We start from the raw sequence: 21079 nt of genomic DNA on the forward strand, positions 1-21079 counted from the left end.
ATTGGGCTATTGGCAAATCAACAGTTTCGCCAATGGCGGTGTATCGACTACAAATGTTTTCCGTGCCGATCCTTATCGAGTTCACCTGCCAGCGATCCAAACTCCCGGGACGGGGGACCCGATGACGATCGATCATCCGCTCGAGGACGACGTCTCCGTCCTCGCTCGGCGGGTCGAGAAGGCCCGCGGAAGGCTGGCCTACCAATTCGACCCCGCCCTCACCGAAGCCCTCTCCGAGAACGAGCTCACCGCCGAGCGCGGCCTAGCCGAGCGCATCCGCAACGAGGATCGCACGCAACGGCTCAAACAGGTCGAGGCTGCGGCCGCCACGGCTAATCGTGCTCGCCAGACCACCGAAGAGATTGAGAAGGCCGACATTCGCGACTTGCTGATGGCTCGCAAGGCGATCGCCGCACAGCGGCGAGAATCGAGCCCGCACGCCAAACTGGCGTCGCTCTACAAGCACCGGGCGTGGTCGCTGCGCGCGCTCGCCGGCGTGGTCGCGGCCGGAATGCTCTGGTCCGCAGTCAATGTCCAGCACAATATCGCCCCCGGCGGCGCGACGGACCCGCTGTTCTGGTTCAGCTACCTGCTGGAGGGGATGATCAGCGTCTGCCTGATCATCATCATGATCGGCACCAACAAGGTCGCCGAGTGGGGTGTCATCGACAGCACCAGGCAGGTCGTCATCGCCGAAATGGCGCTGCTGGGACTGACTGTCACGCTGAACACCTACCCGTACCTCAAGATCGGCAGCTGGTACGACGTCTCCGTGCACGCCATCGCGCCGGTGATGATCGGTGTCGCACTGCTGATCCACAATGCCGCCAGTGCGCGCTACGGGCTCGCCATCGTCCGTGCGACGGATCAGATCCGCGATCTGCCCGACCCGGCCGAGACGATCCGCCGCACGCTGCCCAGTACGGTCGCCTGGCCGACGCGGCCCACCGGCCCGTCCCAGGGCATGGCCCAGCCCACTCAGGCGCTCACCGCCGCACCTGAGGCCGAGACGAGCCGTCCCGTCGACACCAGCCGGATCGTCGAGAGCGAGCCCGAACCGGTTCAGGTCAAGCCGACGCCGAAACCCGCTCCCAAGAAGGAAGAACGGACTTCGGCGACCAAATCCGCCAAAACGCCCGAACCGGAAACCCTCGCCGACCTCAATGACGGCATGCCGCCGCTGAACGTCTACGACACCGGGCAATTCCGCATCGCCGAGACCCTCGAGCAGGAACTCGCCGAACTCCAGGCCGCCCGCCGCCGCGCCCGTGCCGCGGCCCGCGCCCGCAATGGAGGAACCGACCTCGACTGAGTTCCCCCGCCTCCCCGAACCTTTTGCCGATCAGTAAGTGGGCCAAAAGTTTCGTTGCGGACCGGCGGTCTTTGACGGGCTGGGTTCTGGACGTACCCCAGGGTTACCCCGGCCGCACGAAATCAGTTGTCGCGTCGGCCCCGACCGGCACAAATCATCCGGGGCCGCAGCCACTTTCCCTACATCCGGAACACGGCACTGCGCGCTCCCGGAAGGCCCGCAGTGCTGCAGGTATCGGCGACCCGAGCGGGTCGCCGATACCTGCGTCGAGGGACAGGTGGAGCGCGTAAGCTGTCACCCCCGCGGTCCGGAATGCAGTGAGGCCCGGAGAGTAAATCCCACAGGCCGACGTGATTGCGGCCCGCACTGATCTCCGGACCTCAGTGCGCGAGCTGCTCCCCCGCGCGCTTGGGCACGAGATCTGCCGCGGTGAGCCCCGAGAAATCGCGCAGGCCAATGTGATTGCGATCAGGGCAGCTCCCCAGGGCGTGATCCGGGTGCAGGCCGAGGTATTGGCGGCGGGTGCGGGTGCTCCAGCGGCGAGCGGCTTCGCCCGCGGTTTTGTAGAAGTTGGCCATGTAGCCGCCCTCGTAGAGCCGCAGCAGGGTGTAGCCGCCGGGGTACTCCTTCACGGCGGCCACTTCCAGGAATTCCACGTTCACTCCGGAATCCGCACGGGTGACCCGATTTCGGTGGGTATGACCGCTGTGGTGCAGGAAGACGCCCGGGGCCGAGCGGTAGAGCGTCTGTAATGCCGCCGCATTCGCTCTGTCGAGCACGAAACCCGGTCCGCCCGGGTTGCTGATCGCCGCGTGCGTGGTGATGGGGTGATGGCCGAATACGAGCGTCGGCCGATCCGGGTCGGCGTGCAGGATATCGCTGAGCCGGCCGAGCTGGTCGGGCCCGAGGGTGCCGCCGCCACGCGGGCGCGGGCGATTGGTATCGAGTCCGATGAGACGCAGTCCGCCGGCGAAGTATTCGCCGAGCTCCTGATACGGGTAGAAGACCGCACCCCAGTGATCGGGTTCGTCCTTGGGCGGCATGTCGTGATTGCCGCGGCAGACGAAGTAATCCGAACCCAGCTCGCCCCAGGTGTCCAAATGCGCACGGACGGCGGCGGATTGGGCGAAGGTGCCGCAGTCGGTGAGATCACCCGCGGCAATGAGGTGATCGGCCGCGCGCCCAGGCCCGCGCAACTCGTCCAGGACGGCGCGGAGCATGAACTCCGGATGCTGCCGGGTCTGGTGTCGCAACCCGTCGATGAGTCCGGACACCAGCAGACCGCTGCGGTCCTCGCCCAGATGCAGATCATTGCTGAGCGCGATGGTGCGCAGCAGCCGTCCGGGCGGCGGCGTGAGCGTGGTGAAAACCCCGGTGGATTCCGGTGTTCCGGAGCGCCGCGTCACCAGCGTGCGCGCGGGCACCGCCCGGCTCCCGCCGGAATAGGCCTCGAAGCGGTAGGCCCGCCCCGGCTCCAGCCCGTCGATTTCCGCGTAATGGTATGCGGTGCGCCGGGAGTCGAGGTACCGCACCGCAGGGGCGGCGTACCCGTCGGCGGGCCCGATCCGCACCTCGGTATCGGCCGGCGCCGGTTGCAGCCGCCCGGCGCGATCGCGGACACGTGAGGTCCACGTGAGAATGACCGAGGTATCGGTGACGGTGACAACTTCCAGATCGGAGGCGGTCACCGAATCCCGTTGGGTCCCAGTGGCATACATGGCGAACACCGGGCGCTGGGTGTGCACCGCCACCGCCGTCACGGCGGTCGCGGCATTGGCCAGCCAGAGGGTTCGAAGTCGCGGGTCCAGCATGGGGATCTCCGTCCGCCGCTCAACAGCTATACCGCGACGGTACGGTTACCGGTTGAACGCTGCGGTGCCCGAACATGGCCGATCAGCTTCCGATACCAGACATTTCACCTGCACGCCCCCACCGGGGCCGGGATCAGCGGCCGCGGATGGGGTGATCGGCGGGTACGACGACGGCTGGGCGAGGCTGGGCGGGGGTACCCGAATGCTGGGCGTAGCCGAGCCAGCCGGTGCCCACGAAGACGGCGAGCAGGACCGCGGTGGGGAGTTCTAGCAGGAGCCAGCCGGGGGCGAGCACGGATTCACGGACGGAGCGGTACTCGGGGACAGGCTGGCGGCGAGAGGTTCGAACCGGTGGGCGTGGCCGCCCCAAACTGCCGTTCCCCGAGCCGTATTGCTGCCTGCCCACCCATGCCTCCGTAGCTAGAAATGTGCTGAACCCAAGGATGCCGAAACAACGACGCGCACACAGCGGTGATCGACCGGACAACAGGGTGTCCGGTCCTTTTTTCAGCGCTGGCTCGCGTCGGGTAGTCGGGCCGGGCAGGGCATTCCTGGCAGGGTGACGCGCTCGAAGTGCCACCACTCATTGTCGAAGGTGCGGCACAGGCCCCAGCGATTTCCGTTGTCCTCCAGCCACTGCGCGCCCCCGCGTGGACCCACATCGATGGCCTGACCGGAAACGTGGGTGGACTCCTCGGGCGGCAGCACCCACTGGCGCGCGGCCTCGGGACTGCCGTAGGTGCGAATCCCGTCCTCCCACAGTGCCTCCTGCTGACCGGGAGTCCGGTAGCCGGAGGTGATGGAGAGCGAGACGCCGTCGGACTGCGCTTCGGCGGCCGCCTGTTCGTAGGCGGTGGCCAGCAGCGGGTCGAGACCATCGGTCTCGGCGGCGACGGCGGTGCCGGACAGCATGCCGGGTGTCGATCCGGGCGCCGCCGACACACTCTCGGGTGCGGCGTGCGCGGCCGGCGCCCCGGCGGACAGTGCCCCGCCGAGCAGACCGGCGCCCGCGCACAGCGCGACCGTCGCGGTCAGCAGCGCCACCCGGCCGGGGGCCGAATCTGCCCGATGCGCAGGCATTTCAGCCTCCGCCATCGGCATTTCGTCACGGCCGTCAACCCGCATGCAGTCGTCTCCCTCGCTCAGATTCGCTCCTTGGACCGCTCGCGCACGCGCAGCGCGATCGGTTTCTGGGTTTCGGCGAAGAAGTCATTGCCCTTGTCGTCGACGACGATGAAGGCCGGGAAGTCCTCGACCTCGATCTTCCAGACTGCTTCCATGCCGAGCTCAGGGTATTCGAGAACTTCGACGGATTTGATGCAGTCGAGGGCGAGTCGCGCGGCGGGTCCGCCGATCGAGCCGAGGTAGAAGCCGCCGTGCTCCTTGCACGCCCGGGTGACCTGAGCCGAGCGATTGCCCTTCGCGAGCATGACGTGCGAACCGCCGGCGGCCTGGAACTGATCGACATAGGAGTCCATGCGCCCGGCGGTGGTGGGGCCGAAGGAACCGGAGGCGTAACCCTCGGGAGTCTTGGCCGGACCGGCGTAGTAGACGGCCATCTCACGCAGGTACTCCGGCATGGGCTCGCCCGCGTCGAGGCGCTCCTTGATCTTGGCGTGCGCGATATCGCGCGCCACCACCAGCGGGCCGGTCAGCGAAAGCCGGGTCTTCACCGGGTATTTCGACAGCTCGTCACGGATCTCCGACATCGGCCGCTCGAGGTCGATCTTGACCACGTCGCCGCCGAGAATCGAATCGGTCTGCTCCGGAAGATACTGCGCCGGTTCACGTTCCAGCTGCTCCAGGAACACGCCCTCGGCGGTGATCTTGGCGCGCGCCTGGCGGTCGGCCGAGCAGGAGACGGCAATGGCGACCGGCAGCGACGCCCCGTGGCGCGGCAGGCGGATGACGCGCACATCGTGGCAGAAGTACTTGCCGCCGAACTGCGCACCGATGCCGAAGTCCTGGGTGAGCTTGAAGACCTGCTCCTCGAGCTCCAGATCCCGGAAGCCGTGCGCGGACATCGCGCCCTCGGTCGGCATATTGTCCAGGTAGTGCGCGGAGGCGTATTTCGCTGTCTTCAAAGCGAATTCGGCACTGGTGCCGCCGATGACGACCGCCAGGTGGTACGGCGGGCAGGCCGCGGTGCCGAGCGAGCGGATCTTCTCGTCCAGGAACTCCAGCATGCGATCCGGGTTCAGAATCGCCTTGGTCTCCTGGAACAGGAACGATTTATTGGCCGACCCGCCACCCTTGGCCATGAACAGGAACTTGTAGGCCGGGTGCGTGGGATCGCCTGCGTCCGAGTACAACTCGACCTGGGCGGGCAGGTTCTGCCCGGTGTTCTTCTCGTCCCACATGGTGATCGGCGCGAGCTGCGAGTACCGCAGGTTCAGCTTGGTGTACGCGTCGAACACACCCCGCGAAATCCACTCGGCATCATCGGCCCCGGTGAGCACACCCTCGGACTTCTTGCCCATGACGATGGCCGTGCCGGTGTCCTGGCACATGGGCAGAATCCCGCCCGCGGAGATATTGACGTTCTTCAGCAGATCCAGCGCCACGAACCGGTCGTTGCCGCTGGCCTCCGGATCGTCGATGATCTTGCGCAGCTGCCGCAGGTGCGCGGGCCGCAGGTAGTGGCTGATGTCGTGCATCGCCTCCGCGGTGAGCAGGCGCAATACCTCGGGGTCCACCTGCAGAAAGGTCCGCCCGCTCGCCTCGAAGGTGCTGACCCCCTCGGTGGTCAGCAATCGATAGGGCGTGTCATCGGCACCGATCGGCAGCAGATCCGAGTACAGGAAGTCAGGCGCGGTCACTGGTCGCACTCCTCGAGCAGGGCCGAGCCCGAAGCTCAGCCGACGGTTCAAGCAGAGAGACTCTATCCAGCCCGCCCAGAACCCCTTCGCACAGGCAAGCCTTAACTGCGGCCGCAGGTCACCCGACATGGGTGCCCAAGTGCGGATTTGTGTGAATCGGCGATGACTTTGTGCGAATCGGCATGGGTTGCACCTTCAACCCTCGCAGTGTTTCCTGGTGCATGATGCTCACGCCCAGACGGGGAGTTGGGGAACAGATGTTCGATTCCGCGTTGCTCCGCCGCACGCCTCAGATACCGTTTTGTTCGTGCGGCTCGACGATCATGCACACCATCGGAGTGCGCATTCTGGGATCACCTGAACCTGCGCACACACCATGCCAGCAAGGCGACCACAGGGGGATCGCATTGAGCCATATGCAAGGCGTGCGCTTCGAGCTCGCACCCGACCCGCAACAGACCATCGCGATGCGGCGGCATTGCGGGCTGTCACGGGTGGTGGAGAATTTCTGCCTCGAGATTGTGCAAAAGAAGTGGACCCAACGCCAAGCGGAGCAGACGTACGGCCTTACCGGTGACGAACTGACCGAAGTACCATGGACCGCACCGGAATTGGAGAAGCATTGGCGTGCCGCACTTGCAGATCGGTATCCATGGTTTACGCACGACAAGATGTCTTCGCGCGTACCGAAGGAAGCGTGCAGGGTCCGCGCAGCCGGGTTCGCCAACTATCTGAAGTCCAAGAAGGGCGTTCGCAGGGGTCCCCGAATCGGGTTCCCGTCGTGGCGAAAACACAAGCACGGTTCGCGATTCCGCTACGACGCAGAACGGGCGCGGCCGCTCGGCACACGCGCGGTGCGACTGCCCGGCATCGGGGAAGTGGCCACTCGCGAGGATATGTCCTGGCTCACCCGACGTCTCGCGAACGGCACCGCCCGGATCCTCGGGGCAACGGTCCGCGAGAGAGCAGATCGGTGGTGGATCTCGTTTCAGCTGGAGGTGGACCGCACCGATATCAACGCTAGGCACGCAGTCACGGCAGGCGCTCCGATGTGCGGCATTGATCTCGGCCCGGTTGCATCTGCGAGTGGCCAATCGGCGTCGAGATTTCCTGCACAAGACCACCACACGGTTGACGAGAACCAAGTCGGCTATCGCGGTGGAAACCCTGAACGTCAAAGGTATGGCCAAAAATCGACGGCTCGCCCGCGCAGTCGCCGACGCCGGGTTCGCCGAATTCGTCCGTCAGCTCGGATACAAAGCCGACTGGTACGGGGCTGTCGTGTGGAAGGCCGACCGATGGTTCCCGTCCTCGAAGATGTGTGGGGAATGCAGGCAGGTTCACCATGGCCTGGCACTGGCCGACCGCACTTGGACATGCCTTGGCTGTGGCGTCGTCCACGATCGTGATGCGAATGCCGCGGGCAACCTACTGGCCGCAATGCTCGCGGACCGCAACGCCTGAACGATGCACCCCTCGCCGGGAAGTTCCCTGGAGAGGTGAAACGCCTCGCAGAGACCACGTAAGACCGTGCTCCCCGGAGAAGGCGGTGGTCAATGAAGCAGGACGAGCTCCAGCGACAGAACGCTGAGGCTCACGCAACGGAGGAATTAGCATGACAGCAGAACCCGGGAGTGGAACCGTGACCGAAACCCGTTGGCTCGATGATGTCGAGACACGTGCGTGGCTGGGATTCGTGTTCACCCGCGACCTCATCGCCGCCGCGGTCGGACGCGACTCACTGCGCGAATCCAATCTCACCTATGTCGAGTACACCGTGCTGGCCCGCCTGGCCGACGCCACCGATCACCGTCGCAGCTTCGCCGAACTGGCCGCGGTGCTGGAGTGGTCGCAGAGCCGCCTCTCGCATCAGATCACGCGGATGGAGAAGCGCGGCCTCGTCGCTCGCGAGTCCATTCCCGATGATGCCCGCCGCACCGCCGCCGTCCTCACCGCCAAGGGCGAGCTGGTGCTCGCCGGCGCGGCCCCCGCACATGTGGAGAGCGTGCGCCGCCACATGATCGATGTGCTGGACCGCGGACAGTTGGACGCGCTCGCCGACATCTACGACACCCTGCTCGCCCACCATCGAAGACCGGACACGCGAAACCCCCTGTGAAGATCACTCCGGGCCCGACAAAATACGCTTCGACCGGCGTTTGGTTTGGCACACAGGGGGTACTGGGTAAGACTAGGCTCGGCACCGGCTTCCGACGGCGGTCGGCACCGAGCGCACGGTCGGCAAACGGCCGCACGATCGGCAAAACGGCCGAGAAGTGAATACCCGACCTGGCCTTAGCGAAAGGGGCAGGAGTTTTCATGTCCGACGTGTCCATTGACCTCTCGGCGGATCCACTGCCCGCAGGTTCTGTCGACAATCTGCTTCCGCAGCTCGTCGAACACCTGCGGCAGAACCGCACCGAACTGCGCGAGGAGTGGGCTCGTCGAATCACCGATGCCCAGCTACTGACCGCCATGACCCCGGAGGAGATCTTCTCCGAAGCCACCTCGGTCTACGACAACTACGTCGAGGTGCTCGAGACCGGTAGCGTCGAAGCGCTGCAGGCCTATGCGCGCGATCTGTCCGAACGCATCATCCCGCGTGGCGTCGAGACCGACGAGGTCATCGGCATCGTGCTGCTGCTGCGGGATGTGCTGGCCCGCAGCCTGTTCGAGAAGTACCAAACCGACTTCATGCTGTTGAAACGGGTGCTCGACGCGTACGAGCCGGCCGCCAACCGCATCGCCAATACCGTGGCCGTGTCCTTCGTGCAGGAACGCGAGCGTGTTATCCGCCAGCAGCAGGAGGCGATTCGCGAGCTGTCCACCCCGGTGCTGCAGGTGCGCGAGCAACTGCTCATCCTGCCCATCATCGGTGTGCTGGATTCACAACGTGCGCGGCAGCTCACCGAACAGCTGCTGCGTGCCATTCGCGCCAACCGCGCCAAGGTGGTCGTCATCGATATCACCGGTGTGCCGGCGATCGATTCGACAGTCGCGAACCACCTGGTGCAAACCGTCGACGCGTCGGGCCTGATGGGCGCGAACGTGATCATTACCGGCCTGTCGTCGGAGATCGCGCTCACGCTGGTCACCATCGGCCTGGACCTGTCGAAGATGAATGCCGTCGGTGATCTCCAGGGCGGTATCGAAGAGGCGGAGCGACTGCTCGGTTACGAGGTGTCGCGAGTTCCCGCCGATCGCGACGGACGGTAAGCCGGGCCAGGGCCAATGCCGGTACCCATACTGAAGCAGGGCACCTATCTCATCGCGTCGGTGCAGTCCGCACTCACCGACGCCGATACCGAGCGCCTGCAGGACGACTTGATGAAGTACGTCAGCAAGTACCGGGCCCAGGGAATCATTGTCGATGTCACTGCAATCGACGTAATGGACTCCTTCGCCGCGAGATCGCTGCGTACCATCGCCCACATGACCAAGCTGAGAGGCGCGGAAACGGTCATTGTCGGCCTGCAACCCGAGGTTGCCTTCGCCATGGTTCAACTTGGTCTCACCTTCGAAGGCATGCACACTGCCCTCGATCTCGAAGAAGGGCTGGCCTGGCTCAACCACAAGATCAATAACCGCGGCCAACGAGACGGTCGTGATCGTGGCCGCTGAAGTCGTGGTGATCGCGGTGAAGGTGTCCAACGACATCGTGACCGCTCGGCAGGCGGGGCTCGAGATGGCAAGCATTCTGGGCTTCTCGCTCTCTGATCGCACCATGATTGCGACCGCAATCTCGGAAGTCGCACGCAATATCACGAGTTATGCAGGCACAGGCGAGATCCGGCTCACCGTCGGGGATCGTGAGGGCCGCCGCTCCATGGTGGTACAGGCCCAGGATCAGGGCCCCGGCATCGTCGATATCGTCCGCGCCCTCGAAGACGGCTACTCCACCGGACGCGGTCTCGGACTTGGTCTTCCGGGCGCACGCCGCCTGATGGACGGTCTCGCGATCACCTCCGAACCGGGCCAGGGCACGCTCGTCGAGATGTGGAAGTGGGTGCCCAACGGTGCGTGAGGACGGTTTCATCGGCGCGGTCGAATGGGCCGTGGCCGGACGCGCACTACCTGGGCAGCGCGTCTCGGGGGACCGGTCGGTCGTACTCGACGCGGGCGGTGGCTCAGTGCTTTTCGCGGTCTTGGACGGACTGGGCCACGGCGCCGCCGCCGCGGACGCCTCCGATCGCGCGGCACAGGTGCTTGCCGAGAATCGCGCCGAACCCCTGGACGTACTGATCCTGCTGTGCCACCGCGCCATGTCCGACACGCGCGGCGCCGCTGTCTCCCTGGCGCTCTTCGATACCGGGGATCGGCTGCACTGGCTCGGCGTGGGCAATGTCGAAACCCGCATTGTGGCAGCGGCTCCCGGCAAACCGGCCATTCGCGCGGCGGCGCTGCTGTCGGCCGGCATCGTGGGTTATCTGCTACCGCCGAACCTGACGTCGCAGACCGTGGCGGTGCGGCCCGGTGATCTGCTGCTCATGTCCACCGACGGCATTACCAGCGATTACTCCGACCGCGTCGATCTGGCCAAGCCCACCTCCGAGATCACCGCCGATATCCTCGCCCGGTACGCCAAGGACACCGATGACGCCCTGGTGCTGGCGGCACGGCATCGCGGGCATCTCAGCCCCGGCCGCTCCATTCTGAGCCAGGCCAGCCAAAGCCATTCGGTCACACACCATTCCAGCCCGGTGCGACCGAGCTCCACCCCACCGGGTCCACCGGCATGAGCTCGGTGCTGGCGGCGTTCCGTGACGCGTATACCGACGCGCTACGCCTGCATCTGCGTGCGCCCACCCAGAACACCCTGGCCGAGGGGTATGAGCTCGGGCGGCGGGCACTGGTCGAGGGCGTCAGCATTCTCGACCTCACCGAACACCACTTCCGCATTCTCGAGCAGGAGGGCCTGCTCCCGGTCAATGCCGGCGACCGGTCCGAGGCCGCCCTCGAATTCCTGCTGCAGACCATGGCGGCCCTGGACGTGGCCACCCGCGGTTTCCTGGACGGCAATCGCCGCTACGAGCAACAGCGTTCCCGCGCAGACGATCTCGCGGGCCGCGACGCCTTCCGCACCGCACTGGTGGAATCGTTGCAGGACGGCTTCTTCGTCGTCGACTCCGAAGGCACTCTGGTCGAGGTCAATTCGTCGTTCGGCGCGCTCACCGGGTACGGCCCCGACGGCGCCCCCTACGCCCTCCCCCACCCCTGGACCACCGCCGAAACGCCGCGCTATCCCGATCTCGGCACCGATGCGGCCCGCTTCGTCACCCCGATCCGGCACCGCGACGGCCGCCGCATCTGGCTGGCCGTCTCCACCAGTTCGCTGGTGAAACCCGAGAACAGCGAACGCATTTTTGTCGGCACCATTCGCGATGTCACCGCCGAACACGATGCGCAGGCGCGCGATCAGGCGGTCTCACGCCTGGCCACCGTGGTCGGTACGGCCACCAGCGTGGTCGAGGTGCTCGGCGTCGGCCTCGAGGAGCTGCGCCGCACCATCGGCGCGGAATCGGCGGTCGTCTCGGTATGGCCCAACAGCCAGACCGGACCGGAACTCTATGTCTCCGAGGACAGTCCGCCGCCCGAAGCCGCACCCGCCCGCGCCAAGGTATTGCGCACGGGCGCGGCGCCGGTGGGAAGTCCGCCGGACGGCCGCGAATCCCGGCAGGTGCTCGATGCAAGGGCGCGCGCCCTGCTGGACCGCGCGCGATTGCGGCCCGGCCGCACCATGTTCGCCATTCCCGAGGGCACGGACAGCTCGGAGGGGATCGTCGCGCCGCTCGGCGAGGCCGGGGATTCCGCACTGTGGCTGCGCTTCGCCGCGCCGCGCGTCATCACCCCCGACGACTGGGCGCTGTTCTCGCTGCTGGTCGGGCATTTGAGCCTGGCCGTGCAGCGCGCCCGGAACTTCGATCAGGCCCGTTCCACCTCACTCACCCTGCAGCGCGCCATGCTCGGCCCGATCGAATTGCCGCCGCGGTTCTCGGTGCACTACGAGCCCGCGCTGCCCCCGCTGGAGATCGGCGGCGACTGGTACGACGTGGTGCGCCTCGAGGACGGCACCATCGGCGTGGTGGTCGGCGACTGCGTCGGCCGTGGCCTCTCGGCGGCCGTGGTCATGGGCCAATTGCGCACCGCGGCAAGGGCATTACTGCTACGCGGCGCGGGCCCCGCCCAACTGCTCGCCGAACTGGATACGGTGGCCGCCCGCATTCCCGGAGCCATGTGCACCACCGTGTGCGCCGCGATCCTGGACCCGGAGCGCGGGCTGGTGCGCTACTCCAGCGCTGGGCATATGCCGCCCGTGCTCGCCGAACCCGGCACGCGCGGAAGGCTTCTGGAAGGCGGCCGGGCGGTCCCGCTGGCGACCTTCGACCCGCCGCGCCGCCCCGAGGCCACCACCGCCATGGCCCCCGGCTCCACCCTGGTGCTCTTCACCGACGGCCTGGTCGAGCAGCGCGGAATAGACATCGACGATCGGTTCGTGGAGCTGGCCGACGAGTTGACCGGCGCGGCAGGGCAATTGCCGCGCGAGGTGGCCGATTCGGTGCTCTCCCGGCTACGCCCCATCGCCGGCTACGACGACGATGTGGCGCTCGTGGTGTACCGCCAGCCGCCCAAACCGCTACACCTGGATGTGCCGTCCACCGCGGGCGAATTGTCCGGTATGCGACGCGCACTCAGGTCCTGGCTCGCCGCGGCGGCCGTACCGCACGACTGCGCCACCGATCTCATCGCCGCCGCCAACGAGGCGTGCAGCAACAGCATCGAACACGCCTATCGCGAAGGCGCGGCCGGGCGGGTCCTGCTGACCGCCGAAACCGGGGTCGACACAGTCACTCTCGTTGTCACCGATACCGGGACCTGGCGGCCCCTGCCCTCCGATCCCGGCCACCGCGGCCGCGGCATCAGCATGATGCGCGCACTCACCGACCAATTGGATTTCGATGACACCGACCCGGGTACCCGGGTCGCGATGACCATACGATTGCCGGCAGTGTCTTTCTCTGCCGCCAATCGCGTGTGAACATAGAAGGCACATATGCGCCAAAGCCTTCGCACTCCTCGCAGAAACGGTGCGGTAACTGGGCCTTTCGCATGACACCGGCTACCGAACCGATACCGATGTGGCAGACGATGCAGCACGAACGGACGGATCATGGCAGATTGTTCCAACGTGACCAATACATCCGGAGACGCGTATCCCCTCGGCGAGACGATGACTACGACGGTCACCGTGCAGGACGGCGCGACCATACTCGCCGTGGTCGGTGAGGTCGATCTTGCGACGGCGCCCGCACTCGAGACTGCGATCGAATCGACGCTGGCCGGCAAACCGGGCGCGCTCGTCATCGATCTGTCCGAGGTGAGCTTCCTGGCCTCAGCGGGTATGGCTGCGCTGGTGGCAGCGCATCAGCACGCCGGGGCGACCCGCATTGCCGTCGTCGCCGATGGACCCGCCACCAGTCGGCAGCTCAAAATCACCAATCTGGACCAGGTTTTCGCGCTGCACCCGACGCTCGACGAAGCGCTGTCGGCGCTCAACGCGAACTGACGTCCCCGGAACGACAAAGCCCGCGACATCCGCTATTGCAGCAGCGGATATCGCGGGCTCGCTCTTTTTCGATCAGTCGCAGATGGTACGCAGCTGCTCGACCAGCTTCACGCGCTCGGCCTTGGTGGCGGCCAGGGGCACCACATTGAGGGCGGTGACGCCGGCCTCGCGGAACGCGGCGACGCGCTCCTTCACGAAGGCCGCCGAACCGATCAGGCTGACATCGCGCACCAGATCGTCGGGAACGACCTTGGCGGCCTCATCCTTCTTGCCCGCCAGATACAGCTCCTGGATGCGGTCGGCCTCGGCGCCGTAGCCGTACTTGGTGGCGAGGGTGTGATAGAAGTTCTTGCCCTTGGCGCCCATACCGCCGATGTACAACGCCAGATGCGGCTTCACGAATTCGCGCAGCGGCTCCACATTGTCGCCGATGGCCAGCGGCGGACCGGCGAAGACCTCGAGCTTGCCCAGCGACGGATCACGCTTGGCCAGACCGGATTTGAGCGACTCACCCCAGATGTCGTCGGCCTTCTCCGGGAGGAAGAAGATGGGCTGCCAGCCCTCGGCCATTTCGGCGGCCAGCTCGACATTCTTGGGCCCGAGCGCCGCCAGCAGCACCGGAATCTTCTCGCGCACAGGGTGATTGATGAGCTTGAGCGGCTTGCCCAGGCCGGTGCCCTTTTCGGCGGGCAGCGGAATGGTGTAGTACTTGCCGTTGTACTCCAGGCGCTCACGCCGCCACACCTTGCGGCAGATCTCCAGGACCTCGCGGGTGCGGCCGATGGGGGCGTCGTAGGGCACACCGTGGAAACCCTCGATGACCTGCGGGCCCGACGCACCCAGGCCGAGAATGAAGCGGCCGTCCGACACGTAATCCAACCCGGCGGCCGTCATGGCCGTCAGCGTGGGCGTGCGGGTGTAGAGCTGCAGGATGCCCGAAGCCAGTTGTACCCGTTCGGTCTTCGCAGCCAGGTAGCCGAGCCCGCTCACCGCATCGAACGAATACGCCTCGGGCACGAACACGATATCGAGGCCGGCCCGTTCGAGGTCGGCGACCTCGGCGGCTACCTCTTTGAAGCCGTCGGTGTAATTGATCGACAATCCGATACGCATGATTTGGACCTTACCGACACCAGCCCAGCCATCTCCCAGCGGCACCGAGCCGGTACGGTAAGCGGCGAATCTCGCATCGTTCCACGCACTCTCGAGGAGGCCGTTTCTCATGACTCAGGACGCCGCGCAGGCCATCACCACCTTCGGTGACTCGACACTGCAGGGCTACCTGGATGAGCTGGCCGCCAAGGCGCCCGCGCCGGGTGGCGGCGCTGTCGCCGCACTGCACGCGGCTCAGGGCGCCGCACTGGTCGCCATGGTCGCGCGCTACACCACCCGCGCCAAGGATGCCGAGAACCGGCCGGTCATCGACCGCATCATCGTGGCCGCCGATATCGCCCGCGACCGCGCGCTCGCACTCGCCGATGCCGATGCTGCCGCCTTCACCGCGGTCGGTCTCGCCTACAAGATGGCCAAGGAGACCGAGGCGCAGCAGACCGCGCGCACCGAGGCCATTACCGCCGCCCTGCTCGGCGCGGCCCGCGTGCCCGCCGCCGTGGTCGCCGCGGCGGACGAAGTCGTCTCGCTCGCAACGGAACTGCTGCCCATCGGCAACCCCAATGTGGTCACCGATATCGGTGCCGCGGCCGATGCCGCCCGGTCCGCCGCCGCCAGTTCGCAGCTCAATATCGCGATCAATGTGGCGTCGCTGGGCACCGGCGCGGGTGCGGAATTCGCCCCGGTGCTCACCCAGATCGACGAGGTCATCGCCCGCGCGGACGCGCTGCACAATGATGTGGTCTCGGCGATCACCAGCTGAGTTATTCGAACACTCTTCCGAAAACGTGCCCTGCTCCGCATCGGAGCAGGGCACGTTTTTTGCTGTTGAGCGGCACTTGCTTTCCCCGCTCCCAGCGGCCTGGCTAATACCTGGCCGCCTCGTTATCCCGAAGTGCCCACGCCGTGTGGAATGTCACGAACCGAGAACATTTCCGGAAGGAAGGGATAATCAGGTCATAGTCTGAGCTCCCAGGACCACACCCTCGCGAAGGGATGGAACGATGCGGAACGCGATTCGCTTTCTGTTCGCCGCAACAACACTCGCGGCGGCTGCCGTGTTCGGCTCCGGAGCCGCAGGGGCGGTGCTGACAGCACCCGATATCCCGGCGGTGCAGGCGATTTCGCCGGGGCCCGGAGAATTGGTGGGCATTGCCGCACCGGTCAGGGTGCAGTTCGCCGCACCGGTCGCCGATCGCGCTCGCGCCGAACAGGCGGTGGGCGTACGCGCCGAAACCAGTTTGGCCGGGCACTTCTCCTGGGTAGACGACCGTCAGTTGACATGGACTCCGGCCGGCTACCTCCCCACCTCGGCACCCATCACGGTGTCGGTGGGTCGCCTGCACACCCAGTTCGACACGAACGGCGGCACGACGGCCGATGCGGATATGTCGGCGCACACCTTCACGGTGTGGGTCGGTGGCGGACCGGCGCGCACCATGCCGGCGTCCATGGGCAAACCCGGCCACGAGACCCCGGTCGGCACGTTCCCCGTCATGTCCCACGAACGTACGGTCACCTTCGATTCGCGGACCATCGGCATTCCGCTGAGCAGTCCCGAGGGCTATCTGATCACCGGTGAATTCGCCGAACGCCTCACCTCGGGCGGTGTGTACGTGCACTCGGCGCCGTGGTCGGTTGACTCGCAAGGCAATTCGAATGTCAGCCATGGCTGCATCAATCTGGCTCCGGCGGACGCCGAGTGGTACTACGACAATGTCTCGATCGGTGACCCGGTGACCGTGCACTGGTGATATCGAAAATCGGGGGCCCTCGCGGCCCCCGATTTCTGTGTTACGCAGCTGGTTCTGTGTGGCTCAGCGAGCGGATTCGGCCGCCTGCACCACATGGCGCATCAGCAGCGCGGTGGTGACAGGGCCGACGCCGCCGGGCACGGGGCTCAGGGCCGAGGCCTTACCGGTCACGGATTCGGCATTCACATCACCGGTGATATTGCCGTTCTCGTCCTCATTGGTGCCCACGTCGATCACGACCGCGCCTTCGCGCACGTGCTCGCCGGTGATCAGCCCGGCACGGCCCACAGCGGCGACCACCACATCGGCGGCCGAGGTCACCGCTGGCAAGTCGGTGGTGCGGGAGTGGGCGACCGTCACGGTGGCATTCTCGGCCAGCAGCAGCTGAGCCAGCGGCTTGCCGACCACATTGGAGCGGCCCACAACCGCGACCAGGCGACCGGCGAGCGGAATCGCGTGGAACTTGGCCAGCTCCACCACGGCCTCGGAGGTGGCGGGCGGGAAGCCCGGAAGGCCGGAGGCAAGCAGGCCCAGCGACAGCGGGCTGACGCCGTCGACATCCTTGGCGGCGGCGATCGACAGGCTCACATCATCGAGGCCGATTCCCTTGGGCAGCGGAGTCTGCAGCATGATCGCGTCCACCGACGGGTCGGCCGACAGTTCGGCAAGCTTGACGCGAATCTCCTCGGCGGTAGCATCGATGCCGAGATCGACGTTCTCACAAGTGATTCCATTGCGCTCCGCAGCACGATTGAGCGACTTCACGTACCAGATGCTGGCCGGATCGTCATTCGCGATCACCAGCGCCAGGCGCGGCGGCGCACCCTTTTCCGCGAGTGCCGCGGCGCGCTGCTTGGTGTCGGCATTGATGGCGGCGGCGAGTTCCTTGCCGATAAGCGAAGTCGTGTCCACGGATTCACACCTTATCCCGCGCGCTGTCGCCGATCGCGCGCACCGCTGGCCGGGAGCACGCGCGTGTGTTCCCGCCCACACCAGTGTTCAAACGTCATAAATCGCTGTGGCAAATACCCAACAGAAGCTCTGGTCAGCCGTATCGTGTCAGCATTCGGTACCGAGCCATTAGCCAGCAACAGCAAAGATAGCCAGCAGAGCATGCGTGACCCTCTCCGAAAGGTCGACAGCAGTGCAGATCGCCAGGCGTTTACCAACACTCCTCGTGGCGGCCGCGGCCGCCCTCACGCTCTACGGACCGGCCGTCGCACACGCCGACGCCGGTGCGCTCTATAACTCGGCGCAGGACAACTTCACCAATGGCAATGACGGCGGCGGCCTCTCCGACCTGCGGCAATTGCTCAACGAATCTCCCGATGACGCCCAGGCGCTCTCCCTGCAGGCGATCTGGTCGGACTACACCGGCGATCTGGTCACCCGGGAGGCGGCGCTCAACCGGCTCCAGGGCCTGAACCCGCAGCTGGCCGACGGCACCCGGAATGTGTTCCGGGCCATCGGGTCCGCGGTCGGCACCCTGCCCAATCCGATTCCGGCCATTGCCGGACCTGCCACCGGTATCGCGGTGCTCGGCTACGGTCTGCTGCCGGACGGCAGTATGCGGCCCGAACTGGTGAACCGGCTGCAGGCGGCGTGGTTGCAGGCGATCGCCTCGCCGATGTCGCCCATTCTGGTGAGCGGTGGCAACCCGCAGAACGGGATCACCGAGGCGGCGGCCATGCAGGGCTGGCTGATCGGACACGGCATTCCGGCCAGTCGGATCGTGGCCGACCATCGCGCCGGATCCACTGTCCAGAACGCGCTCTTCGGTACCGATATGCTGCGCAAGGCGGGCGCCACCAGCGCCATCGTGGTCACCTCCCCCAATCACATTCGCCGCGCGGTCGCGGATTTCATCGTGGCCGGTATCCCGGTTGTCGGTGCCACCACCTCTCTCGAGCAGCTGGTTTCCTCGCTGGCTCCGCCGGCGCGCGCCAATCAGCGCGGCATCTACCTCGATGCCACGCGGACCCTGCTGCTGCCCACCTCGCGTTAGCCGTTCCACGCCACGTCTTGCCGCCCGTTCCGACCCGCATGCCATGTGCGCAGGTCGGGGCGGGCACAATGGCGCAGTGAGTTCTCCCGATACCGATACCCTCGTCGCGGCACTCCGGGCGGCCGGTTGTGTTTTCGCGGAGGATGAAGCCGAGCTGCTGGTTGCCGCTGCCACCGATGCCGAACAGTTGGAATCGCTTGTGGTGCAGCGCATTGCCGGGGTTCCGCTGGAGTATCTCTTGGGGTGGGCCGAATTTCGCGGAATGCGGGTTGCCGTGACACCGGGTGTCTTCGTTCCCCGGCAACGCACCGGCTTTCTGGTCGAGCAGGCCATCGCGCTCGGACTCACCATGAACTCGGCGTCCGAGGCGGCGCTCCTCGCAGTCGATATGTGCTGTGGCAGCGGTGCACTCGGGATGGCATTCGCGACCGAACTTGCGGCGGAAGGTATTCGAGTGGAGCTCATCGCCGCGGATATCGAACCGGCCGCCGTGGCCTGCGCCCGCCGCAACCTCGCAGCGCTGGACGCGCGCGTTGTCGAGGGTGATCTCTTCGATCCGATGCCCGCCGCATTGGCTGGGCGCGTGCAGATTCTGCTCGCCAATACCCCGTACGTACCGTCCGCGGAGATCGCTCATATGCCGCCCGAGGCGCGCGATCACGAACCACGGGTGACATTGGACGGTGGCGAGGACGGTCTCGATGTGCTGCGCCGGATCGCCGCCGTGGCCACCCACTGGCTCGCGCCGGGCGGGCATCTCCTGGTGGAGGAGAGCGAGCGGCAAGCGCCGCACGCCGCTGCCGTCATGCGCGAACACGGCCTGACCGCACGCATCACCGAAGACGACGAAATCGGCGCGACGGTTGTCATCGGCACCCGTCCCCTCGCACCGGGCGTGGGCGGATGAGCATTCGCGGCATTCTCTTCGACGTCGACGACACCCTCATCGACTACGCGGCCACCGCGCGCATCGGCCTGCTCGGCCATTTGCGAGCCGAGGACCAGCTCTGGCTGTTCGAGTCACCGGACGAGGCGGTGACGCTCTGGCGAAGCCTGGAGGAAGAGCACTACCCGCGCTTCCTGGCCGGTGAGCTCACCTTCAAGGGCCAGCAACTGGTGCGCACCGAGCTCTTCCTGGCACACATCGGTATCAAAGTCACGGACCCGTCCGCCTGGTTCGCCGACTACGCCGCCCGCCGCGACGTCGCCTGGATCACCTTCCCCGACGTCCCGCCCACCCTGCGCGCATTGGCCGGACAGGTGGCCCTGGGCATCGTCTCCAATTCCTCACTGGCACACCAGCAGGACAAACTCCGCTCGGTAGCCCTCCTCGACCACTTCGGCGACGCAGTCCTCTGCTCCGCCGAATTCGGCACGGCCAAACCGGATCCGGCCATCTTCCTCGCCGGTTGCAAGATGCTGGACCTTCCCCCGGACCAGGTCGCCTACGTGGGCGACCGCTTCGACACCGACGGCCTGGGCGCCCGCAATGCCGGTCTGCGCGCCTACTGGCTCGACCGCACCGCCCGAGGCGTGGCCCACCGAGAAGGCGTGACCATCATCCCGTCCCTCGTAGAGCTGAGCGCAACCACGTTCGCCTCCGGCCTCGATACCCTCTGACAACCACCGCCTCGCGTGCCGGTGCGTGCATAGAGTCGACTGATGATCGACATCCCGGAGTCCTTCGTACGCACCGAAATTGCCAGTCGGAGCGACGCCGGACGGGCCTGGATCGCAGCTCTGCCCGGCTTGATCGAGGAATTGCTACAGCGTTGGTCCTGCGCGCCCGATGGCCCGGTGATGCACGGTGAAGTCGGGATCGTGGTCCCCGTGCGGAATCGCGATCTGCCGCCCGCCGTCATCAAGGTCTCGTTCCCGCACCCCGGGAACCTCCACGAACCCAATGCGTACGCGACCTGGCAGGGCCGAGGCGCGACACACCTTTTCGAACGGTACGACGACCACTTCGCCATGCTGCTGGAGCGGGCTGCGTATCGCACGCTCGCCACGGTCGAGGACCATGAGGAAGCGATCGATATACAGGGCAGGCTGTCGCACCGCCTGGCCGTCGAAGCGCCGCCCGGGCTACCGAAACTGTCCGATCGAGTCGACCACTGGGAACGTCGAATGCTGAGCACCGCAGCAGCTTTCAACCAGCCGCTGCCACACCGGGTGCTCGATGCCGCGCTGGCCACCCTGCGCGAGCTCGGCCACGACCAGCCCGACATCCTCGTCCATGGCGATCTGCACGACGCCAATATCCTGGCGTCCGACCGCGAACCCTGGCTGGCGATCGATCCCAAAGCCTATGTCGGCGACCCGGCACACGATGCCCTGAACGTCATCCGCAGTCCCCGATTCGCCCCCCTGCTCGGCACACCGAACCTGAAGCCCGCAGTGCTCCACCTCCTCGACATCTACTGCACCGCAGCCCGAATCGACCCCACCCGAGCTCGCCGCTGGACCCAGGCCGGAGCAGTCCGAGAAGCCCTCTGGGGCCGCCGCCACAACGACCCCGCCTGGCTCATCCACGCCACCGACCAACTAGCCGAAGCCCTCACCTAGAACGTCGCCGACCAGGAACTGGTGGCGGGGCCTACTCGACATTTGCCGCCGTCAGTTCCTGGTCGCGGCAGGTTCGGTCATCTTCAGGTCCTTCAGCAAGCTAATGAATGTACATTTACCGGGTGAGTGCGGTGGCGGA

Annotated in this window: 21 protein-coding genes and 1 pseudogene; 16 read left to right on the top strand and 6 right to left on the bottom strand. The window is 66.3% G+C overall.

Annotated elements, in window-relative coordinates:
• Positions 1-121 precede the first annotated feature (121 nt).
• Complete coding sequence (locus tag JWN03_RS17140; protein ID WP_297615670.1) at positions 122-1312, top strand: hypothetical protein; 1191 nt, start codon at positions 122-124, stop codon at positions 1310-1312.
• A gap of 380 nt (positions 1313-1692) precedes the next feature.
• On the opposite strand, the gene JWN03_RS17145 is transcribed toward JWN03_RS17140, so the two are convergent.
• The 4 genes from JWN03_RS17145 to JWN03_RS17160 form a co-directional block, all read right to left on the bottom strand.
• Entirely contained in the window at positions 1693-3123 is a 1431-nt protein-coding gene (locus JWN03_RS17145) for a metallophosphoesterase (protein ID WP_297615672.1), read from the bottom strand.
• Between the two features lie 133 nt (positions 3124-3256).
• Positions 3257-3529 carry a hypothetical protein gene (locus JWN03_RS17150; protein WP_297615674.1) on the bottom strand — a complete coding sequence of 91 codons (273 nt, stop codon included), beginning with the start codon at positions 3527-3529 and terminating at the stop codon, positions 3257-3259.
• A 101-nt stretch (positions 3530-3630) separates the two neighbouring features.
• Positions 3631-4035: a M15 family metallopeptidase gene (locus JWN03_RS17155; protein ID WP_297615762.1), complete on the bottom strand. Its 405-nt coding sequence runs from the start codon at positions 4033-4035 to the stop codon at positions 3631-3633.
• 230 nt (positions 4036-4265) lie between these two features.
• Positions 4266-5942, bottom strand: coding sequence for a fumarate hydratase (locus JWN03_RS17160; RefSeq protein WP_297615676.1), 1677 nt, complete (start codon positions 5940-5942; stop codon positions 4266-4268).
• 416 nt (positions 5943-6358) lie between these two features.
• On the opposite strand from JWN03_RS17160, the pseudogene JWN03_RS45515 reads away from it, so the two are divergent.
• The 9 genes and pseudogenes from JWN03_RS45515 to JWN03_RS17200 all read left to right on the top strand — a co-directional run.
• A pseudogene (locus JWN03_RS45515) lies at positions 6359-6478 on the top strand (helix-turn-helix domain-containing protein); the annotation flags it as partial.
• A 538-nt stretch (positions 6479-7016) separates the two neighbouring features.
• The gene (locus JWN03_RS17165; protein ID WP_297615764.1) at positions 7017-7406 is read left to right on the top strand and encodes an RNA-guided endonuclease InsQ/TnpB family protein; all 390 of its coding nucleotides are present in this window, start codon (positions 7017-7019) and stop codon (positions 7404-7406) included.
• Positions 7407-7557: 151 nt separating this feature from the next.
• Positions 7558-8061: a MarR family winged helix-turn-helix transcriptional regulator gene (locus JWN03_RS17170; RefSeq protein ID WP_297615678.1), complete on the top strand. Its 504-nt coding sequence runs from the start codon at positions 7558-7560 to the stop codon at positions 8059-8061.
• A 200-nt stretch (positions 8062-8261) separates the two neighbouring features.
• Positions 8262-9158, top strand: a complete 897-nt coding sequence (locus tag JWN03_RS17175) for an STAS domain-containing protein (protein WP_297615680.1) — start codon at positions 8262-8264, stop codon at positions 9156-9158.
• 15 nt (positions 9159-9173) lie between these two features.
• Positions 9174-9563: an STAS domain-containing protein gene (locus JWN03_RS17180; protein ID WP_297615682.1), complete on the top strand. Its 390-nt coding sequence runs from the start codon at positions 9174-9176 to the stop codon at positions 9561-9563.
• Entirely contained in the window at positions 9550-9966 is a 417-nt protein-coding gene (locus JWN03_RS17185) for an ATP-binding protein (RefSeq protein ID WP_441343008.1), read from the top strand. The genes JWN03_RS17180 and JWN03_RS17185 overlap by 14 nt, the downstream gene beginning before the upstream one ends.
• Positions 9959-10681 carry a SpoIIE family protein phosphatase gene (locus JWN03_RS17190; RefSeq protein ID WP_366914438.1) on the top strand — a complete coding sequence of 241 codons (723 nt, stop codon included), beginning with the start codon at positions 9959-9961 and terminating at the stop codon, positions 10679-10681. Before JWN03_RS17185 ends, JWN03_RS17190 begins: the two co-directional genes overlap by 8 nt.
• Complete coding sequence (locus JWN03_RS17195) at positions 10678-12978, top strand: SpoIIE family protein phosphatase (protein WP_297615686.1); 2301 nt, start codon at positions 10678-10680, stop codon at positions 12976-12978. Before JWN03_RS17190 ends, JWN03_RS17195 begins: the two co-directional genes overlap by 4 nt.
• A 192-nt stretch (positions 12979-13170) precedes the next feature.
• On the top strand, positions 13171-13506 hold the full coding sequence (locus tag JWN03_RS17200; RefSeq protein ID WP_297615766.1) for an STAS domain-containing protein: 336 nt from the start codon (positions 13171-13173) through the stop codon (positions 13504-13506).
• Between the two features lie 72 nt (positions 13507-13578).
• On the opposite strand, the gene JWN03_RS17205 is transcribed toward JWN03_RS17200, so the two are convergent.
• Complete coding sequence (locus JWN03_RS17205) at positions 13579-14619, bottom strand: LLM class F420-dependent oxidoreductase (protein WP_297615688.1); 1041 nt, start codon at positions 14617-14619, stop codon at positions 13579-13581.
• Between the two features lie 109 nt (positions 14620-14728).
• On the opposite strand from JWN03_RS17205, the gene JWN03_RS17210 reads away from it, so the two are divergent.
• Both JWN03_RS17210 and JWN03_RS17215 read left to right on the top strand, forming a co-directional pair.
• Positions 14729-15379, top strand: coding sequence for a cyclodeaminase/cyclohydrolase family protein (locus JWN03_RS17210; protein ID WP_297615690.1), 651 nt, complete (start codon positions 14729-14731; stop codon positions 15377-15379).
• A gap of 241 nt (positions 15380-15620) precedes the next feature.
• Entirely contained in the window at positions 15621-16370 is a 750-nt protein-coding gene (locus JWN03_RS17215; RefSeq protein ID WP_297615692.1) for a L,D-transpeptidase, read from the top strand.
• A 63-nt stretch (positions 16371-16433) separates the two neighbouring features.
• On the opposite strand, the gene JWN03_RS17220 is transcribed toward JWN03_RS17215, so the two are convergent.
• Positions 16434-17282 (bottom strand): bifunctional 5,10-methylenetetrahydrofolate dehydrogenase/5,10-methenyltetrahydrofolate cyclohydrolase, encoded by an 849-nt coding sequence (locus tag JWN03_RS17220; RefSeq protein WP_297615694.1) that lies wholly within the window; start codon positions 17280-17282, stop codon positions 16434-16436.
• A 265-nt stretch (positions 17283-17547) separates the two neighbouring features.
• Between JWN03_RS17220 and JWN03_RS17225 the strand changes: the two genes are divergently transcribed.
• From JWN03_RS17225 to JWN03_RS17240, 4 genes are read left to right on the top strand one after another with little or no spacing between them, the layout of a single operon-like run.
• The gene (locus JWN03_RS17225) at positions 17548-18375 is read left to right on the top strand and encodes a YdcF family protein (protein ID WP_297615696.1); all 828 of its coding nucleotides are present in this window, start codon (positions 17548-17550) and stop codon (positions 18373-18375) included.
• 43 nt (positions 18376-18418) lie between these two features.
• Entirely contained in the window at positions 18419-19282 is an 864-nt protein-coding gene (locus tag JWN03_RS17230; protein WP_297615698.1) for a putative protein N(5)-glutamine methyltransferase, read from the top strand.
• Complete coding sequence (locus JWN03_RS17235) at positions 19279-19995, top strand: HAD family hydrolase (protein WP_297615700.1); 717 nt, start codon at positions 19279-19281, stop codon at positions 19993-19995. Before JWN03_RS17230 ends, JWN03_RS17235 begins: the two co-directional genes overlap by 4 nt.
• 42 nt (positions 19996-20037) lie before the next feature.
• Positions 20038-20940 (top strand): aminoglycoside phosphotransferase family protein, encoded by a 903-nt coding sequence (locus JWN03_RS17240; RefSeq protein ID WP_297615702.1) that lies wholly within the window; start codon positions 20038-20040, stop codon positions 20938-20940.
• Positions 20941-21079: the final 139 nt, after the last annotated feature.

This window comes from Nocardia sp. (assembly GCF_025465275.1).
GTDB lineage: Bacteria > Actinomycetota > Actinomycetes > Mycobacteriales > Mycobacteriaceae > Nocardia.

What these genes read in the sequence shown, in the direction of transcription:
- JWN03_RS17170 (WP_297615678.1), top strand. Translation starts at nt 7,558, where the DNA reads ATGACAGCAGAACCCGGGAGTGGAACCGTGACCGAAACCCGTTGGCTC.
- JWN03_RS17215 (WP_297615692.1), top strand. Translation starts at nt 15,621, where the DNA reads ATGCGGAACGCGATTCGCTTTCTGTTCGCCGCAACAACACTCGCGGCG.
- JWN03_RS17235 (WP_297615700.1), top strand. Translation starts at nt 19,279, where the DNA reads ATGAGCATTCGCGGCATTCTCTTCGACGTCGACGACACCCTCATCGAC.
- JWN03_RS17230 (WP_297615698.1), top strand. Translation starts at nt 18,419, where the DNA reads ATGTGCGCAGGTCGGGGCGGGCACAATGGCGCAGTGAGTTCTCCCGAT.
- JWN03_RS17210 (WP_297615690.1), top strand. Translation starts at nt 14,729, where the DNA reads ATGACTCAGGACGCCGCGCAGGCCATCACCACCTTCGGTGACTCGACA.
- JWN03_RS17180 (WP_297615682.1), top strand. Translation starts at nt 9,174, where the DNA reads ATGCCGGTACCCATACTGAAGCAGGGCACCTATCTCATCGCGTCGGTG.
- JWN03_RS17155 (WP_297615762.1), bottom strand. Translation starts at nt 4,035, where the DNA reads ATGCTGTCCGGCACCGCCGTCGCCGCCGAGACCGATGGTCTCGACCCG.
- JWN03_RS17240 (WP_297615702.1), top strand. Translation starts at nt 20,038, where the DNA reads ATGATCGACATCCCGGAGTCCTTCGTACGCACCGAAATTGCCAGTCGG.
- JWN03_RS17145 (WP_297615672.1), bottom strand. Translation starts at nt 3,123, where the DNA reads ATGCTGGACCCGCGACTTCGAACCCTCTGGCTGGCCAATGCCGCGACC.
- JWN03_RS17195 (WP_297615686.1), top strand. Translation starts at nt 10,678, where the DNA reads ATGAGCTCGGTGCTGGCGGCGTTCCGTGACGCGTATACCGACGCGCTA.
- JWN03_RS17200 (WP_297615766.1), top strand. Translation starts at nt 13,171, where the DNA reads ATGACTACGACGGTCACCGTGCAGGACGGCGCGACCATACTCGCCGTG.
- JWN03_RS17175 (WP_297615680.1), top strand. Translation starts at nt 8,262, where the DNA reads ATGTCCGACGTGTCCATTGACCTCTCGGCGGATCCACTGCCCGCAGGT.
- JWN03_RS17140 (WP_297615670.1), top strand. Translation starts at nt 122, where the DNA reads ATGACGATCGATCATCCGCTCGAGGACGACGTCTCCGTCCTCGCTCGG.
- JWN03_RS17205 (WP_297615688.1), bottom strand. Translation starts at nt 14,619, where the DNA reads ATGCGTATCGGATTGTCGATCAATTACACCGACGGCTTCAAAGAGGTA.